Annotated in this window: 12 protein-coding genes and 6 pseudogenes; 13 read left to right on the top strand and 5 right to left on the bottom strand. The window is 68.2% G+C overall.

The features are described 5' to 3' along the window. The first annotated feature begins 400 nt into the window (after positions 1 to 400). Positions 401 to 1762 carry a group II intron reverse transcriptase/maturase gene (ltrA, locus tag P3T27_RS40490; RefSeq protein ID WP_280686379.1) on the top strand — a complete coding sequence of 454 codons (1362 nt, stop codon included), beginning with the start codon at positions 401 to 403 and terminating at the stop codon, positions 1760 to 1762. 398 nt (positions 1763 to 2160) lie between these two features. Here ltrA and P3T27_RS40485 read toward each other — a convergent pair. Further along, positions 2161 to 2294, bottom strand: a pseudogene (locus P3T27_RS40485) (XRE family transcriptional regulator); the annotation flags it as partial. A 175-nt stretch (positions 2295 to 2469) separates the two neighbouring features. Continuing rightward, positions 2470 to 2814, bottom strand: a pseudogene (locus tag P3T27_RS40480) (site-specific integrase); the annotation flags it as partial. 687 nt (positions 2815 to 3501) lie between these two features. Between P3T27_RS40480 and P3T27_RS40475 the strand changes: the two are divergent. From P3T27_RS40475 to P3T27_RS40420, 12 genes and pseudogenes are all read left to right on the top strand, one after another. Beyond that, complete coding sequence (locus P3T27_RS40475) at positions 3502 to 4020, top strand: transposase (protein ID WP_280686378.1); 519 nt, start codon at positions 3502 to 3504, stop codon at positions 4018 to 4020. A 70-nt stretch (positions 4021 to 4090) separates the two neighbouring features. Further along, positions 4091 to 4546: a transposase gene (locus tag P3T27_RS40470; RefSeq protein ID WP_280686377.1), complete on the top strand. Its 456-nt coding sequence runs from the start codon at positions 4091 to 4093 to the stop codon at positions 4544 to 4546. A 790-nt stretch (positions 4547 to 5336) separates the two neighbouring features. After that, on the top strand, positions 5337 to 5885 hold the full coding sequence (locus tag P3T27_RS40465) for a hypothetical protein (protein WP_280686376.1): 549 nt from the start codon (positions 5337 to 5339) through the stop codon (positions 5883 to 5885). A 30-nt stretch (positions 5886 to 5915) separates the two neighbouring features. Continuing rightward, a pseudogene (locus tag P3T27_RS40460) lies at positions 5916 to 6530 on the top strand (TIGR02679 domain-containing protein); the annotation flags it as partial. A gap of 89 nt (positions 6531 to 6619) precedes the next feature. Continuing rightward, positions 6620 to 7207: a DUF2399 domain-containing protein gene (locus P3T27_RS40455; protein ID WP_348534213.1), complete on the top strand. Its 588-nt coding sequence runs from the start codon at positions 6620 to 6622 to the stop codon at positions 7205 to 7207. A 432-nt stretch (positions 7208 to 7639) separates the two neighbouring features. Continuing rightward, on the top strand, positions 7640 to 7960 hold the full coding sequence (locus P3T27_RS40450; RefSeq protein WP_280686375.1) for a phosphopantetheine-binding protein: 321 nt from the start codon (positions 7640 to 7642) through the stop codon (positions 7958 to 7960). 175 nt (positions 7961 to 8135) lie between these two features. Next, positions 8136 to 9167, top strand: coding sequence for a MupA/Atu3671 family FMN-dependent luciferase-like monooxygenase (locus P3T27_RS40445; protein WP_280686374.1), 1032 nt, complete (start codon positions 8136 to 8138; stop codon positions 9165 to 9167). Positions 9168 to 9366: 199 nt separating this feature from the next. Further along, positions 9367 to 10290 carry a phosphotransferase gene (locus P3T27_RS40440; RefSeq protein ID WP_280686373.1) on the top strand — a complete coding sequence of 308 codons (924 nt, stop codon included), beginning with the start codon at positions 9367 to 9369 and terminating at the stop codon, positions 10288 to 10290. Positions 10291 to 10408: 118 nt separating this feature from the next. Beyond that, a complete protein-coding gene (locus tag P3T27_RS40435; protein WP_280686372.1) occupies positions 10409 to 12736 on the top strand; it encodes an amino acid adenylation domain-containing protein in 2328 nt (775 codons plus the stop codon). A gap of 275 nt (positions 12737 to 13011) precedes the next feature. Further along, a pseudogene (locus P3T27_RS40430) lies at positions 13012 to 13332 on the top strand (helix-turn-helix domain-containing protein); the annotation flags it as partial. 517 nt (positions 13333 to 13849) lie between these two features. Then, on the top strand, positions 13850 to 14092 hold the full coding sequence (locus tag P3T27_RS40425) for a transposase (RefSeq protein ID WP_348534212.1): 243 nt from the start codon (positions 13850 to 13852) through the stop codon (positions 14090 to 14092). 66 nt (positions 14093 to 14158) lie between these two features. Next, positions 14159 to 14410: pseudogene (locus tag P3T27_RS40420) on the top strand (transposase family protein); the annotation flags it as partial. A gap of 6 nt (positions 14411 to 14416) precedes the next feature. Here the strand turns inward: P3T27_RS40420 and P3T27_RS40415 are convergent. The 3 genes and pseudogenes from P3T27_RS40415 to P3T27_RS40405 form a co-directional block, all read right to left on the bottom strand. Then, on the bottom strand, positions 14417 to 14671 hold the full coding sequence (locus P3T27_RS40415) for a LuxR C-terminal-related transcriptional regulator (protein WP_280686370.1): 255 nt from the start codon (positions 14669 to 14671) through the stop codon (positions 14417 to 14419). Positions 14672 to 15913: 1242 nt separating this feature from the next. Next, positions 15914 to 16279 carry a transposase gene (locus tag P3T27_RS40410; RefSeq protein ID WP_348534211.1) on the bottom strand — a complete coding sequence of 122 codons (366 nt, stop codon included), beginning with the start codon at positions 16277 to 16279 and terminating at the stop codon, positions 15914 to 15916. Between the two features lie 42 nt (positions 16280 to 16321). Then, a pseudogene (locus tag P3T27_RS40405) lies at positions 16322 to 16639 on the bottom strand (transposase); the annotation flags it as partial. Positions 16640 to 16787 lie beyond the last annotated feature (148 nt).

Genomic DNA, 16787 nt, shown 5'->3' with positions numbered 1-16787 from the left:
GTGCGACCGACCAGTCCGCAACATGAAGTGAAGCCTGCAGCGCCGTCATTTAACCCCCGCTCCGAGAGAGGTGGGCCAAGGAGGAGCCGAGCCTGTGCTTGAAGGGCGAAGGCCACGGAAGGCGTCCCAGATCCTGGAGCGGGCGCTCAAGAACCTCCCGGCGTAAGGGGCGTGGAATGGTCGGAAGGTTGTCCTGGGAACTGGAGAGGGCCTACTCGGCCCCGGGGATTGCGGCCCGGGAAGCGTGGCCTGCCTATAACCGGCGGAACCGGGAAGTGGCGGGCTGCCGAGAGGCAGTCGGAGGGGGTCGTAGTAGTGCCGATTGACGGGACAACACAACCCGTCAGGAGCGAAGGGCCCCTGCTTCATCGATGCGTGACACGAACAAGGAGGTGCCCGGGTGAGTGCCGAAACGGCTATGTCCGCCCGCCGGGAGGACCCAGGCCGCGTTGAGCGGCGTCCTCTGGACAAGGTCCGAGCCTTGCAGTGGACGCTCTACCGCTGTGCCAAGCAAGAACCCGAACGCCGGTTCCACGCCCTGTACGGCCACGTCCACCGCATGGACGTCGTGTGGCGGGCGTGGTCCAGCGTGTGTGCGAACCGGGGTGCCCCCGGCGTGGACGGCGTGACCGTCGACGCGGTGGCCGCTGCCGGGGTGGATGAGTTCCTCCAGGACCTGTCGGAGCAGTTGCGGACGCATACGTATCGTCCGTCGGTGCTGCGACGGGTCCAGATTCCCAAGCCGGGGCGGCCGGGGGAGTTCCGGCCGCTGTCGATCCCCACTGTGGCGGACCGGGTGGTGATGACGGCCGCGAAACTGGTTCTCGAACCGGTCTTCGAGGCCCAGTTCACCGAGGCGAGCTACGGTTTCCGGCCCAAGAGGTCCGCGATCGACGCGTGCGAGGCCGTGCGCGTCGCGGCGAACCAGCGGCAGGAGTGGGTGTTCGAGGCTGATATCCGGGACTGCTTCGGGACGATTGATCACGAGGCACTCGTCGCTCAGGTGGCGAGGCGCGTGGCGGACCGTCAGATGCTGAAGCTGATCCGGTCGTGGCTGCGGATGGGAGTGCTGGAGGGCGGGGTGACCTCTCCGACCGGGGCGGGAACCCCGCAGGGCTCACCGATTTCCCCGTTGCTGGCCAATGTGGCCCTGCACGTCCTCGACGAGGCGTGGCAGGACCGTGGTCGCCGGCTGGGGACGTTGGTGCGCTATTGCGACGACTTCGTGGTCCTGTCGCCGACCAGGCAGCGCGCCGAGCAGGCGCGCGAGCTGGCAGCGGTGGTGCTGGGCGGGCTCGGGATGCGGCTGCATCCGGAGAAGTCCGGCATCGTCTGTCTCATTCGGGGTGGGCAGGGCTTCGATTTCCTCGGATTCCATCACCGGAAGGTGGAGTCGTGGAAGTGGCGGGGCAGGTTCTACCTGCAACGCTGGCCCTCGGCGCGGGCGTTGGGGGTGCTGCGGGACAAGATCCGTGCGGCGACCTCCCGCTCCCGGACCGAACGGCCGGTGGCCGCCGTGGTGGCCGACCTCAACCCCGTCCTTCGGGGTTGGGCCGCGTATTTCCGCAACGGCAACTCCGGGCGGAAGTTCAACGCGGTCGACGGCTACGTTCACGAGCGGCTGGCGATCTTCGCCAGCCGGAAACACGGCCTGCGGGGCCGGAACTGGACCACCCGTTACACCTATGGGCGGATCACTCGGCTCGGGGTCTACCGCCTGACCGGGAGCGTACGCGGGGCGACGGCGCATGCCAGTCGGTGAACGATGTCGGAAAGCCGTGTGCGGGAGAACTGCATGCACGGTGTGCGCCGTGAGGCGCTTCGTTGTATCCCCGACGCAGTCGGGATGAACTCGGAGGGAGGTTCATGGGTCGCCTGGCTTACCTGGACGCGAAAGCGCGAGGGGACAAGAGCATGCCAGGGAAGTGGTGGCCGCCTGGAGGTGTCTGGGGCGGGGTGCCGCGAGACCCGCGCGATATGGCCAAGGCTGGATTGCTTGAAGCCCAATCTCCAGCGGTGAGAGTGCGCACCCGTCGGAACGACACCTGGAACCGACGACACGTCATGTCCGGGCATGAACCGTGAGACCGGACAACCTCCGTGATGTGGAGCATCGCCCAGCGAGGGCGGTCAAGGAGATGAGTGGGCGGCCTACGTCGGGACCGGCTGGCCGGACCACAGTCCGGACATCTTGCCCGCCGAGATCACCAGACCGTGATCGGCGAGGCTGCGTTGCAGTTCGACGCCTTCCAGATGCCCTTGTTCGCGGCCGTCAGCCGCAGGTTCCACCTCATCGGACAAGCCCTTCCAGCCGCTTCGCGGCCCGCTCCGTCCCGGCGACCCAGGCGTCCTCGACCCGGGTCTGCTGCACATGGACATACCGCATCGTGGTGGCGATCCAGGAATCAGGCCGTTCAGATAGAGTTGGGACGCGCAGTAGTGCCGCAGAACCTGCGGGGTCAGCTTGTCCGCCCGGGCGGGCAGGTGCGTCCCGGTGGCGGCCACCAAGCCGTTGCGAAGGGCGTCGTCGCCCACCCTCCGGGAGGAGCCGTCGGCGTTCTTGCGCTCGGAAGGGAACAGCGGGGCGCCGGGTCGGGTGTGGTCGTCGCCGAACTGGCCCCACACATCCTCGATGAACCACCGCAGGGTTCGGCCCGCACCGTTGATCAGCGGCACCATCCGCTCCTGTGGCCCCGAGCCGCGCTTGCCCTTGCCGTGGCGGACGTGCAGCTTTCCGAACTGGCCCAGATCCCACTTGATGTCGTCCAGGTCGAGCCTGCACGCCTCGTTCACCCGCAGCCCAACCTCGGACATCAGCTTCGAGGCGGTGTAGTTCCTGGCGGTCGGGGCGAACTTCCGACAGGTGGCCAGCTCTCCGGCCCAGCCGGTGAACAGCGCGGCGACCTCCGACTCGATCGGCGGGATCCGCAGTTGTGCGTCCTTGGATCCGCGAGGACGGTTCATCTCGTCGATCGGGCACTCGACCACTCGGCCAGTCATCGCATGGAGTTCGACCTTGTGCCGCAGCTCCAGGAAAGCGAAGTACGTGGTCAGTGCCTGGGAGCGAGCCAGGCGGGTGCCGCTGGGTGAGTTCCGCAGGACGCGCCCGAAGTAGGCGTCGGCGTCTGCGGGGTCCATGTCCCACAGCGGCCGGCCGAACCAGGTCCGTATCTGGTCCAGGTGCCCGACGTCCCCGCGAATAGTCCCGTCCGCCAGCCCGGCAGAGGCCCAGGCGAGGACGAACCCGGCCAGGGCGTCAGTCTCGAACTGGGCCAACTCCTCTGCCGAGACCGGGGCCCGGTGCTCGCGCAGGTCCCGCACAACCGCCAACGCCGCCAACCCGAGCCCCCTCGCTTTCATCCAGACCGCGGATCACTCGGACAAGACGAGAACGATTCAGGAATCCCGAAGTTACGTCAGCAGACAGTCGAGCCGTCGGCGCAGGAAGAAGCCCCTGGCCACAGGGCCAAGAGCTCAGCGAAGCTCAGGGGAACCCGTGGGATGTCGCACATGATCGACATCGAGGGCCGCCGTCCCGTCGAGGTCCTGCCCGAGCGGTCCGCGGACGCCCTGGCCAAGTGGCTCACCGACCACCCCGGCGTCGAGGTGGTCTGCCGTGACCGGGCCAGCTGCTATTCCGACGGCGCGAACCGCGGCGCGGGCACTGCGACGCAGGTCGCGAACAGGTTCCACCTCTGGGTGAACCTCGGCGATGCCACCGAGCGACTGGTCGCCCGCCTACGCTCGCAGTGGCTCCCGCCCGCCCCGGAGAAGGAGAAGACGGTGCTGCCCGAAGGACGGCGCGCTCACAGAACCCGCGAGCGTCACGCCGCCGTCCACGCCCTGATGGCCACGGGCATGGGGCACAGCGAGATCGTCGCCGAGCTGGGCCTGGACCCGAAGACGGCGCGCAAGTTCATGCGCGCTGCCACGGCGGACGAGCTGATCGGGGCGGGGCCACTGGCGGCCGCAGACCAGCCTGGACGACCACGCCGCCTACCTGATCGCCCGGTTCAATGAGGGCTGCCACAGCGCACTGCGGCTCCACCGAGAGCTCGCCGGGCGAGGCCTGACCGTCAGCGAGCGCACAGTGCGCCGCTTCGTGCACCGGCTGCGCAACAACGCCAAACCAGCCGCCCTGCCGCCGGTCCCCAAGGTGCGCGAGGTGACCAGAATGATCCTTACCCACCCCGACAACCGCCCCGAGTCCGGCCGCGTCCTGCTGAAGGAACTCCTGCACTGCTGCCGGGAGTTGGACGAAGCCTGCGAACTCATCGCGCGCTTCGCCTCGATCCTCCTCCACCGCCGAGGCCAGGAGGACCTCGAACGGTGGACCGCGGACGCCGAAGCCAGCCAGCTGCCAGAACTGAGAGGGTTCGCTACCGGCCTGCGCAAGGACTGGGACGCCGTCATGGCCGGCCTCACGCTCCGCTGGAACTCCGGTCCGGTCGAGGGCCACGTCAACCGCATCAAGATGCTCAAGCGCCAGATGTTCGGCCGCGCCAAACTCGACCTCCTCCGCAAACGCGTGCTCCTCGCGTCGTAAAGATCACGACGATGCCTCTCACGGACCGCCGATGACCTTGCCTTTCGCGGCCTTTCAAAGACTCAGGCATTGGGGCATAGAGCGAGGGGAGTAGTTCAGCCGGTCGCCTCTTCGGCTCGCACGCTGCCTGCGTCGAGGTGTAGCTCATAGACTGTGGTGCAATCGGCCGCCAGGGTGGCGACCGGCCTCCCACAAGGACACGCGCGATTGAGACCGCGGTCGCCAACGGGGCCGGAGCAGCACCCCATGCTCGCCTCCACCAGGATTTCCAGTCCGGGTGCGTCCTCAGGATGGAGGACGATGTTGTTGCGCGGGCCTGCGGACTTCAGGAGCCCTCGCTCATCAGCCTTCCAGCCCGCTCGACGCTGTGAAGGGCCGTCCTCATCGTCCCCGTACGGTACGTAGGGTGCACCCCATGGCTCGGGCTCGACCGCGAAGTACCCTCGGGGCATCGTCGCGGGAGACCTCCGCGTCCCTTGTTCCTGCTCCTCATACGGGGGCGGTTCCGGCACGGCCGACAGTGGCGTCAGCGGGGCTGTCAGGACAGCACCGCATCCGGCACAGTAGAAGATCGTCATACGGCTGTTCTAGCCGCACCACTTCCCCTCGCGCATCCGATTTCGGGTGCAGGCCGTTGAATGCGGAACCATTGGAGCGTCGCCTGACGACCGCGTCAGGCAACTGCCTCCACAAACCACTCCCAGGGCTCTGAAGTTCATTCACGGAACTCGCGCCAGAGCCAGTTCCCACCGTCCCTTGACAAAAGCGGAACTAAGCGACGGATATTGCATTGCTGCTGACCTTTCTGTGGAGTCGCGGGCGGTCGTGGACGGAGGCGGTGGCGCGGGATCTGGAGGACTACGAGCACTGGCGTCTGCGTGCGGCTGAGAATCTGGTCCGGGTCGGCGGGATGAAGTGGAACCGGGAGTTGGCTGCGTTCTCGGGTCTGTTCGCGTGGGCGGTCAAGGAGCGCTGGATCAGCCGGAGTCCGGTGGCGACCAGGCAGGTTGTTGGTCGGCGTGGTGAGGTGTTGACGGTCGCGGTCGCGGTGGCGAAGGCGAAGGACAGCAGGCCATCGAACGTGCACTGGTTGACGCCGCGTACGTGGCGGCTGTGGATCAATGTGGGGTTGTGGGGTCACACACGGCAGAGGGTGCCGGAGCGGGGCTGGATGGGCCGGCTTGAGGACCGGAACGTGGCGTTCACGCGGCTGGTGACGTCGTCAGGCCTGCGGCGCCTGGAGGCGGGGTCGCTGCTGACGTTCGAGATCCCCAAACTCCGCCTGCCAGAGGGCCGCTACTGCCACGGGAGGATCGCGGCTGAGGTGACCCGGTCGTAGAAGTCACGTACGTTCTACGTCTCGACCGGCGTGGTGGGTGATGCCGAGACCATTCCCCCGCAGACCCTCGGGTTCCTGACCCAGCCCGCTCTCGCGCGGGTGTGGACCACGGTGCGCCAACGGCTGGAGCGCAACTGCCTGCGGCCGGAGGGCGCCGTCCGGTTGGCCGACCTCGACGCGGCGGAGCGCGAGGCGCTGTCGCTGCTGTTGGGTCGCCGGCTCGGCACCCCCACCGCCACGATCCGGCTGTCCGACCTGGATGCGCGGTTGCGATCCACAGCGGCGGGCTGCGGTCTGGTCGAGGCCCTGATGAAGCTCGGTCCGCCGCTGACCGATCGGCGTGCCGCACGGGACACCGGACGCCAGGCGCGGGCCGCGGTCTGGGAGGCAGCCGACCAGGCCGTGGCCGCGTCACCGCTGGCCGACCAAGGCTGGGTGGCCGACTGGCTCGCCGACCTGCGCCGAGGCGGAGCGGTTGGCCGGCTCCCGCCCAGGGGGGCCGCGGAGGTGCTCCGCCAGGCCGTCCAGGTCCTCGGGGCGCTGCACCCGTTCGGGGACGAGACGGCGCCGCCGCACGGCCGCGGGGAGCTCGCCACCCAAGTGACCGGAACGGCCCACGGGCTGGACGACGGCACAGCGCTGTCACGCCTGGTCCTGCGGGGCCTCGCGCGTGCCCTGGACACCGAGCTCCCGGAGCACGCGCCGGACGCCGCGCCCTCTGGCATGGCGCCGGCGTGCTCCCCGACGAGGTGTCGAGCACCGTGCTCAGCTACGGGCTGCGGCCGGTGGGCCAGGGCTGGCGTGAGCGGGCCCTGCGAGAGCGGTCCGAGCAGGGCGCTGAAACCCACCTGACGCTCCGTGACCTGTATGTCGTCGAACTCGCGCTGCCACCGGACACCGACGGGTACGTCTGTGAGAACCCCCGGGTGGTTGAGGCCGCGGCCGCCGCCCGCTGCGCTGCCGCGTTGGTCTGCACCTCGGGCAGCGCGGCCACGGTCTTGCTCGAACTGCTCGACGTTCTCGCCGCCGCCGGCCACCGCTTCCACTACCACGGTGACTTCGACTGGCCGGGCATCGCGCTCGCTAACCGCATCGTGCGCCGATACGCGGCCCGGCCGTGGCGGATGGCAGCGACCGACTACGAGCAGCTCGCTGCTCGGGTCCGGCGGCAGGGCATCCCGCGGCTCCCGCTCACTGGTGCGCCCGTGGAAGCGGACTGGGACCCCGGCCTCGCCGCCGCCATGGCCGGGCTCAACGCCGCGCTGTACGAGGAGTCCGCACTGGAGTGGCTGGTGACCGACCTGGGGCCGGGGCAGCGGTGAGCGCGGTGGTGGTGGGTGTGCCGCGGGCTCGGTCGGTGTCAGCGGCCGGGCAGTGGCACGGTGGCACTGATCTGCCCAGCGGCGGATCTCCTTGGGGGTCGAAGATACCTTGGCAGTGCCGAATCCACGTGCCCCGCCCCTGCCCCGATCAGCGAGCCATCACCACATAGGACATGGTCCAAAGCAAGGCCGTTGCCCCGTGGCCGAAGAGCCAGTAGGCAAGGTACAGGCTCAGCAGAAGTATTGGTTCGGATTCCAACGCGCACGAGCCCACCCGGCACCGAGAGAAACACATCGGCCGACGTCGTGCTCAACGTGGCGGGCATCGCCGAGTGACCGGCCTCGACTGCGGCACGAGGTCAAGGTGACGGTAGACGAGAACGCGGCACGTCCTGAGGGGTGCGGGTGCCGAGAAGGTGAAAGGTGATGAGCATGGCCGAGAACTCGACCCCGGGTAACGGCGAACTGGACCGCGGAACGTCGCCTGCCCCGGAGCCACTGGATGCGACTTCCCATCGGTCTCCCGATTTCGGGACCGAGGAACTCCTGGGCCGACTGTTCGCGCAGGTGCTCGACCTTACCGACGTCGGCGTCGATGTCGGGTTCGAGGACCTCGGCGGGGACAGCATCGCTGCGATTCGGCTGGTCACCGCCGCTCGCAAGGCCGGGCTGCCACTGAAGGTGCGAGACGTTTTCGCGCACCAGAGCGTCGGGCGCCTCGCCCGTGCCCTCGGTGGTCGCTCAGGGGGATAGGAACCCGTGCAGCGGGCCGAATCCGGCCCGCCTGTGCGCTCGCCCATCCGGCCTTGAGCGATGAGCGGGGGGACCGAGCAATGAACAACTCCCCGGTATTGGTTCCTGCTGCGCCGGGGCGCCGGGACCCGCTGCAGCAGATCGCTGGCACCAGGTTGATCACGGGAGGACAATCGTGGATTTTAGTCTTTTCTACTTCGCACATGACGGAGCCGGTGGAACCCGGCGGATTCCTTACGGTCTCCTGCTCGAAGGAGCACGTCTCGCGGATCGGCATGGGTTCACGGCGGTGTGGATGCCGGAACGGCACTTCCACCCGTTCGGCGGGATCCATCCCAACCCTGCCCAGACGGGCGCGGCGGTCGCGGCCGTCACGGATCGGGTCGAGATCAGGGCGGGTAGTGTCGTCGGCCCGCTCTATGACCTGACCAGGTTCGCGGAGGAGTGGGCGGCGGTCGATAACCTCTCCGACGGCCGGGTGGGGTTGTCCTTCGGACCAGGCTGGCCCGGCCCGGATTTCGTCCTGGCGCCGGAGGACTATTCCCAGCGCCGGGAAGTTCTCGTGCAAACTATCGATGCTGTGCGGCGGCTGTGGCGCCAGGAGGCGTTCGAACCGGCAGACGGTACCGCCGAACTGGCGACCAAACGAATCTTCCCGGCCCCGGTGCAGCCCGAAGCGCCGGTCTGGCTCACGAGTGCGGGCAGCGCCGAGTCCTTCCGGGAGGCCGGTCGGCTCGGCGTAGGGCTTCTGACCCACCTGCTCTGCCAGAATCTGGAGGAACTCGCCGAGAAGATCGCGGTCTATCATGAGGCCTATTCCGGGACGGAAGCGCCGCGGGTGGCGCTCATGCTTCCCACCCTTCTCGGACAGGATCGCGAGGTGGTGCGGGAGACCGTCCGTGCCCCGTTCCTGCGCACCGATGCGGGGCGGCTGCTGCGGGCACCGGGTGACGTCCTCCGAGGAGTGGATCCGGATGACCTCGACCCGGACGACCTGGAGTTCCTCGTCGAGCATGCCTACGATCGCTATTTCGACACCGGCGGCCTGTTCGGCCAAGCGGAAGACGCCGCACGGCTGCTGGACAGGGTCGCCGAGACCGGCGTCGACGAGGTAGCGTGCATGATTGACTTCGACGTGGAGGCCAGCGCCGTGCTTGCCAGCCTCGGCCATCTGACTGCGCTCAAGGACGCATGGCAGACCTCGTGATCGGCCGCTGGGTGGCCTTGACGGCGGAAGATGCAGCGTCGCGGCCAGTGTTCGGCAACTTCGCCACCCGAGAAGCCGAAGGCACGACAATGAGCAGTGCGCCTCTCGGTGCACCAAGATCATCCATGAACCCCCGACCGTGGCCGGGTGTGACACCCGGGAACTGTCGGCGTGGTCGAACCCAGAACGGTTGCTCCGCATGACCGAGATCCAGATCGAGATCACCGCGGGTCTCATCCGCGATCTGCTGCAGGACCAGCATCCGGACCTGGCCGAGCTGCCTCTGCGCGAGGTGGAGGGCGGCTGGGGCAATCAGATGTGGTGCCTCGGGGACGAGCTGGCCGTGCGGATCCAGCGCATGAACACCAACCCCGATGAGCAGCTGAAGGAGCGCCGGTGGCTGCCGCTGCTCGCCCCGCGCCTGCCGCTGCCAATCCCCGTGCCGGTGCGCAGTGGTGCGCCCTGCGAGCGTTTCCCCAAGATCTGGACGGTCATGACGTGGGTGCCGGGCCTGCCGCTGGACCACGGGGCGATCACCCGTGGCGAGCACGCGGCCGACACCCTGGCAGCTTTCCTCCGGGCGCTGCATGTGGCAGCGCCCGCCGACGCACCGGTTGATTCGGGCATCGGCGTACACCCCAGAGACTGCACGGACGGCTTCCAGCAGTTCTTCGACTCCGTCGACGCTGACGCGATCGGCTCCGACGCCGCCGACGTCCGGGCCATCTGGGACGACGCTGTCGCGGCCCCCGCGTGGCAGGGTCCGCCGGTATGGGTGCACGGCGACCTGCATCCCGCGAACGTCGTCGTCGCGGACGGGACGCTGGCCGGCGTCGTCGACTTCGGCGCCCTGTGCGTCGGCGACCCGGCATGGGACCTGGCGGCCGCCTGGGTGCTGCTGCCGGCGGGCGCGGCCACACGCTTCTTCGCGGCGTACGCGGAGGCTGACGAGGCGACGGTCCGGCGCGCCCGCGGGCTGGCCGCGCTGAAGAGCCTCTTCCTGATGCTTATGGGTCAGAACGGGGACCGCGGCCTGCCCGGCGGCAAGCCAGCGTGGGGTCCGGCGGGACGGGCGGCGCTCGACCGGCTCCTGAGCGCGCGTCTGACCCGATTCCACGAGTAGGGAGTTCGGGTCGTTGCCGTCTGCGAAGGACCAGCGGTGGATCCGGGCTCACCGCGGGAGCCGCCCGCGATCGACTTCAACCTCTCATGCCTCTACCCCTGCGAGCGGAAGGCGCCTCATGGAATCAGAGCGCTCCCTCAGTCGGCTGGACATTGCGTCCGCGCGGCACCCGCAGAATGCCGAGTACTGGAATCGACTGCTGGCCGGTAGCGAGAAGACCGGGTTTCCCGCTGATCATCCAGTCGCATCGGGAGAGCCGACCTGGGAACACCGCGAAGTCGTGCTCAGCACCGACCTGAACCGACGTGTCGACACTCTGAGCAAGGGGTCCCCTCGATCGCTCCACGTCGTGCTGACCACCGCAGTCATTGCCCTGCTCCGCGCCTACACCGGGACCGACGACCTCGTGGTGGGGCAGCCAGTGCCGGTCGAGAACCTGTCCGCGGATCCAGAGCGGGCTGGGACTGGCATTATCATATTGCGATGTGCCGCGACGGCGGAGGACACCTTCGCCACGCTGCTGAACACGGTCCGCTCCGCAGTCCTCGACGGGCTCACCCACAGGAACTTCCCAGTCGCGTTGCTCGCCGAGGAACGCGGCCCGGCCGCACCGGGCCACAACCGCCTGTGTGACGTGGCCGTGGCCTTCGACGGTCTGCACGACCCGACGTTCGCCGACTCGACGCAGGTGCCACTCCTGTTCACCTTCGCCCAGGGCGCGAACGGGGCCGTCGTGCGGGTTCGCCACGACTCCCGGCGGCACACGCCCGCCAGCGTGGAGCGCCTCTGTCGACACCTCCTGGTGCTGTTGGACCAGGCGACTGCCGATCCCCGGGGCCCGCTGCGGGACATCACGCTGACCTGCGCGCAGGACCTCGCCCTCCTCGCCGGCTTCAACGCGACCGCACGCCCCTACGATCTCGCCGCAACCGTCCACTACCTGTGCGCGGCCCGCGCCGCCGCACAGCCCGACGCGATCGCCGCCGTCGGCTACCAGGGGACGATGACCTATGGCGAATTGGACCGTCGCGCGAACAGTCTCGCCTGGACGCTCCAGGCGCGCGGGGTGGAGACCGGAGACCGGGTCGCGGTCCTCATGGACCGCTCGGAACTCATGCTGATCGCCGTCCTGGCCGTCATGAAGGCCGGCGCCGCCTACGTGCCCGTCGATCCCGGCTATCCCGCCGATCGGGTGGCATTCGTCCTGCGCGACTGTGCCGCCAAACTGGTCCTCATCTCCGGTGCCGTCCCAGCGGAGGCCGCGCCGGGGGACACGGTCGACCTGCGCGACCCGTCCGCGTACTCTCCGGTCACGACCGCGCCGACGGTCACATCGGGTCCCGCTGATCCGGCGTACGTCATCTACACCTCCGGCTCCACGGGCACGCCGAAGGGCGTGGTGGTGGAGCACCGCTCGGTGGTGAACCGACTCACCTGGATGCAGGAGGCCTACCCGCTCCGAACCGGTGACGTCGTCCTGCAGAAGACGTCGATCTCATTCGATGTCTCGGTGTGGGAACTGTTCTGGTGGATGATCGAGGGCGCGACGGTGTGCCTCCCGGCGCCGGGCGCAGAGCGCGACCCCGAAGCGATCATCGAAGCTGTCGAGCAACACCGTGTGAGTGTCCTGCACTTCGTCCCCACGATGCTGGCGGCGTTCCTCGAATACGCCGCCGAAAGCGGGGCGGTCGCTCGGCTCGCACCGTTGCGCACCGTGTTCGCCAGCGGCGAGGCACTGAGCCCGGCTCATGTGGCGGCCTTCCACCGGCTGCTGCGTCCCGGTGCGACCGGGCCGGACCTCGTCAACCTCTACGGTCCGACCGAGGCCACGGTCGACGTCAGTCACTTCCCTTGCACGGAGCCGGGCGCCACCGTACCCATCGGGCGACCCATAGCGAACACGCGCCTGTACGTCCTGGACGAATCGCACCGGATCCAGCCCGTCGGCGTCCCGGGTGAACTCTGCATCGGCGGAGTCGGGCTGGCGCGCGGCTACCTGGGGAGGCCCGAACTCACAGCGGAACGCTTCATCGAGGCGCCGTTCCCCGGTGAGCCGCGCATCTACCGTACCGGCGATGTCGCCCGTTGGTTGCCCGACGGCGTCGTCGAGTACTTGGGTCGCACCGATCACCAGGTCAAGATCCGCGGCTTTCGTGTCGAGCTCGGCGAGATCGAACACCGTCTCAGGTGGCTGCCGGAGGTGGCGGACGTGGCCGTTCTCGCCCTCGGCTCTCCGGCGGCCCTGCACGCCTTCATCGCCTCCCAGACCTCGCCCGCCAACAGCGACCTCAGGAACAGGCTGGCCGCGGTCCTACCCGCGTTCATGGTCCCGAAGCACTTCACCGTGCTCGAAGCGCTGCCCGTTTCCCCCAACGGCAAGGTCGACCGCACGCGGCTGGCTGCGATCGCCGCTGAACTCGTGGCCGCAGCCCGTGCTGGTCGTTGACCCGGCCACTTGGCTTGGCCTGCTGCTGTGCCATCGGCATGAGCAGCGTTCGCCCGCATCCCGCCGAAGGTGCTGCGTTGGCAGCGGATCGTGACGCCGGGCACCCTGCAGTGCCGGCATCACGATTCGCGGTTTCTGAACCCACACGCACACAGATTCCGGCCGCTCGATGCCGCCCGGCGCAGCTACTGAAGTTGAATTCGTGATGTCGCTCGGATGGGTGAAGCCGTAGCGTTCGCCTGCCGGTGGAGGGCCGATCCCGGTAGTCGTGTGCTGTGAGGTATGCACAGGTCGGCGGTTTGACCGACGCGGAGGGGGCCGCGCGGGAGCGGATCCGGCAGCAGGCCGTGGAACGCTTCGAGAGCGGCGAGAAGAGCAGGGACATCGCGGCGGCACTGCGGGTGAGCGTGCGTTCGGTGGAGCGCTGGCGCCGGCAGTGGCGCGAGGGCGGTGCGGCGGGAATCGCCTCGAAGGGCTCGCCCGGTCGTCCGAAGCTGTCCGATGCCCAGATCGCGCGGTTGGAGCGGGAGTTGGAGCGTGGTCCGCTGGCCCACGGCTGGGAGGACCAGCGGTGGACTCTGGCACGGGCGGCGAAACGGGTCCCGGTGGAGATAGAAGGTCTGCGCGCCGTCCAGCGCCGCGAGCGCCACGCAGCAGTGCATGCCCTGTATGACAAGGGAGTTGGAATATCCGCTATCGCGGAGGCACTGGGCCTGGACCGCAAGACGGTCCTCCGCTACGCCCACGCGGCCACCGCCGAGGATCTGCCCGCCGGCACCGGCAAGCGCGGGAACCGCGTCCAGCCCTACCTCGGCTACCTGCACCAACGCTGGAACGAGGGATGCACGGACGCCGTCCGGCTCTGCACCGAGATCCGCACCATGGGCTATCGCGGCAGCGATCGCACCGTCCGCCGCCACCTGCAGTCCCTGCGCGCCAGCGGCAAGCCCGCCCCGGCCGTCACGCCGGACCTGACCGTCCGCCGAGCGACGCGGCTGATCACCAGCCATCCGGACCGGCTCGACAAGAACAGCACCCTCAAACTCAAGGAACTGCTCGCCCGCTGCCCCGAACTCGGCAGTGTCGCGGACTGCGTTCCGTACCTTCGCCACGATGATGACCGAGCGCCAGGGCCAGGACCTCGCCGACTGGCTCGAACAGGCCGAGGCGACCGGCTTCCAGCCCCTGTGCAGCCTGGCCCGCGGCCTCCGCCAGGACTTCGATGCCGTCACCGCCGGCCTCACCCTGGAGTGGAACTCCGGTCGCGTCGAGGGCAACGTGAACCGCATCAAACGGGACGGATACGGCCGCGCCAGCTTCGACCTCCTCCGCCTCCAGATCCTCCACGCAGACTGATCAGGGTGACGCCCAGTCATCGCTCCACAGAGAGTGGATCAGAACCGCTTGTCACGACCGCTGTCAATCCCGGCCCTGGCCGACCTGGCCTACACTGGCGCGGGCGGGACATTCGCCATGCCGATCAGGCGAAAGCCCGGCAAGGAGCTCACCCCAGGACAGAGATCGCTGAACCGGGCCCACGCCCGGTTCCGCTACCCCGTCGAACGCGGTGTAGCCACCCTCAAACGCTGGCGGATCTTCCGCCACGCCCGCTGCAGCCCGAACTGGCGGACGTCAGCGGCCAAAGCTGTCCTCACCCTGGAGCTGCAACGCTGAAAAGGCTCAGTGCTTCAGCTGCCATTTGGTTGCGATCACTGCCGCCTCGACACGCGACTGGATGCCGAGCTTCAGGAGGATACGGGCCACGTGCTCCCGGGCGGTCCGCTCCGTGATCCCCAGCTCGCTGCCTATCTTCCGGTTCGTCATCCCATCGGCGACAAGGTGCAGGACCTCCAGCTCACGCTTGCTGAGCGACTCCAGGTGGGAACTTCGTCCCGTCGGCTGCTGAACATCCGTACTGCGTCGTGCTGCTGGCATTGAATCCCCTTAGTTATGGGAAGCGATCGCTCGATGATCTGGCAGGTCGGGCCGGACCGCGGCCAGGGTCGTCGTGGCGGCGGGCGAACTGCCCCTCGCGGCCCGCGGCCCGCAAACTTCCGTCTGCGCGTGTTTGTTTCTGTTCGATCTTGAGTATTTGTATCCGAGTCGGATCATGTCAAGGCAGTGCATGAGGCGTCATCTCGGACATGCTGCGGCGAGCCCGCTAGGAGGCTCGCGTCTTCTGCCCCGGAGGCAGTCGGGATGGATAGGGCGGAGGCGACCAGCAGCCGCACGGCGGTCGAACGGGAGACCGCCGCGGCCATGCCGACGGGAGGCGGGCGCTCCCCCGGCCCGCCAACTCCTTCACCACCTGGCCGAGTTGGTCGGCAATTCGGCGTATGCACCGCCGGTAGCGATCGATCAGGCCGGGGATCTGCTCGCGGAGCGTCGGCCGCGGACAGCCCAGAACCGGGCAGAACAAGCGCCGAATCCCAGTGACATCAAGACCCGCTCCACCACCCGCGGGCGCATCCGCGACCAGGCGGTGGCGGAAGCCGTGCACGCACTACTACCGGCCGACAGCCGGTGGCCGCATCTAGCTGACGACACCCACGAGGTACTTCGACTGCTGCCATGAATGATGACGCCCAACTCCACAACGCAGGGCCGCGCCGCCCCGCTGCGTCGGCGCAGCTTCTCCCCTTGGAGACCCTGCCCCAGGTCTGGGGGCAGGGTCAGCCCCCGATCGGTGCTGACCCGAAGCGATAAATGCAAGTTCTACTCCGCCGCGTCTCGGGATGCGGCAGCGGCCTGCAGGGCCAGCCACCGCACCGTCGGGGTGCCATGAGCCTCATCCTTGCACGGAGTCTAGGAGGCATTAAATAACTTCGGCAAGTATGAATTTAAGCCCTTTCGGGGCTGACGAAGGCCTCACGGACCGAGGTGACGATGGCACGCACGGGCACTGGCAAGTTCCTTGGCACCTTTGCTATATGAAGTCGCATCAGGCACCGTTTGCCCCGTCATGACGTGTCGCCTGGTACTGAAATTGAAGTCGTGATGTCGGTCTGAAGGTGGTCAACCGTCCATGATCTGGCCGGTGGTGGTGAGGCATCCATCGATGAGGTGGGGGCGGTACCGGATCTGCTTCAGGCTGCGCCTGACGGCTCGGGCGAGCTGGTCGAGGTTGGCTGCGGCGAGGTTGCCGATGGTGCGCTTGACCAGCGACCAGATCCCCTCTTACGGGTTGAGGTCCGGTGCATAAGAAGGGAGTTGGAAGACAGTCAGCCAGCCTCTGCTCGCCTCGATGAACTCCTGCATCGGCGGCATCAGGTGGGCGCGCAGGTTGTCCCACATGAGCACGATCGGGCCGCCCAGCTGGATGTGCGCGCAGATGAGCAGGTCCCGGTAGTCCTGCCAGGTCAAGCCCTTCTTCTCGCCCTTGCGGCCACGGTAGACATGGAAGCTGTAGAACATCCGGGACCGTTGACCGGGTTTGTAGCAGCTCAGTCCCGCCATGGAGACCCGGCTGGCTCCCCGGCCGCGCACCCGCACGACCGGGGTGCAGCCGATCCTGCCCCAGGTCCTGGCAGGCGACGGCCTCATCGACTGGTTCAGCCAAGATTTTCGTGATGCGGTGACGAAGCGTCATGCGAGTAGGACGCGCTTGCGCAGGAGTGGTAATGCGGCGCGTCCATACATTTGCCGTTTGAGCATCTTGATCCGGTTGACGTGGCCTTCGACCGGGCCGCTGCTCCACGGCAGGGTGAGGCCGGCGGTGACGGCGTCCTGGTCGCGTTCGAGTCCGTCAGCGAAGGCATGCAGGTGAGGTAGGTCGTCGGCGCGGATCGCGGAGATCCAGGCGGGAAGGTCGGTGCCGGTGCGGTCGCAGATCATGCGGGCGAAGGCATGGACGTGGTTACGCACGGCCGTCAGTTCGGGGCAGTGCGAGAGGACATCGTCGAGGAGACGTGAGCTGCCCCGACTTTCGTGGAGTCCGCGATCGTGTGATCAAGCGGCTTGCGGGTGTTGCTCCAGTCCCGTCCAGTACGCCTGCTCGTACTCGTCGGGCGGCATGTAGCCGAGGGCGGAGTGGAGGCGCTCGCTGTTGTAC

Source organism: Kitasatospora sp. MAA19 (assembly GCF_029894125.1).
Taxonomy (GTDB): domain Bacteria; phylum Actinomycetota; class Actinomycetes; order Streptomycetales; family Streptomycetaceae; genus Kitasatospora.
The sequence above is the reverse complement of the archived record's forward strand: the minus strand, read 5'-3'. Positions and strand labels throughout refer to the sequence as shown.

Bases quoted from the DNA above. Each gene is read 5' to 3' on its own strand.
- P3T27_RS40410 (WP_348534211.1), bottom strand. From the start codon at position 16,279: ATGAGGCCGTCGCCTGCCAGGACCTGGGGCAGGATCGGCTGCACCCCG.
- P3T27_RS40425 (WP_348534212.1), top strand. From the start codon at position 13,850: ATGATGACCGAGCGCCAGGGCCAGGACCTCGCCGACTGGCTCGAACAG.
- P3T27_RS40435 (WP_280686372.1), top strand. From the start codon at position 10,409: ATGGAATCAGAGCGCTCCCTCAGTCGGCTGGACATTGCGTCCGCGCGG.
- P3T27_RS40440 (WP_280686373.1), top strand. From the start codon at position 9,367: ATGACCGAGATCCAGATCGAGATCACCGCGGGTCTCATCCGCGATCTG.
- P3T27_RS40475 (WP_280686378.1), top strand. From the start codon at position 3,502: ATGTCGCACATGATCGACATCGAGGGCCGCCGTCCCGTCGAGGTCCTG.
- P3T27_RS40450 (WP_280686375.1), top strand. From the start codon at position 7,640: ATGGCCGAGAACTCGACCCCGGGTAACGGCGAACTGGACCGCGGAACG.
- P3T27_RS40415 (WP_280686370.1), bottom strand. From the start codon at position 14,671: ATGCCAGCAGCACGACGCAGTACGGATGTTCAGCAGCCGACGGGACGA.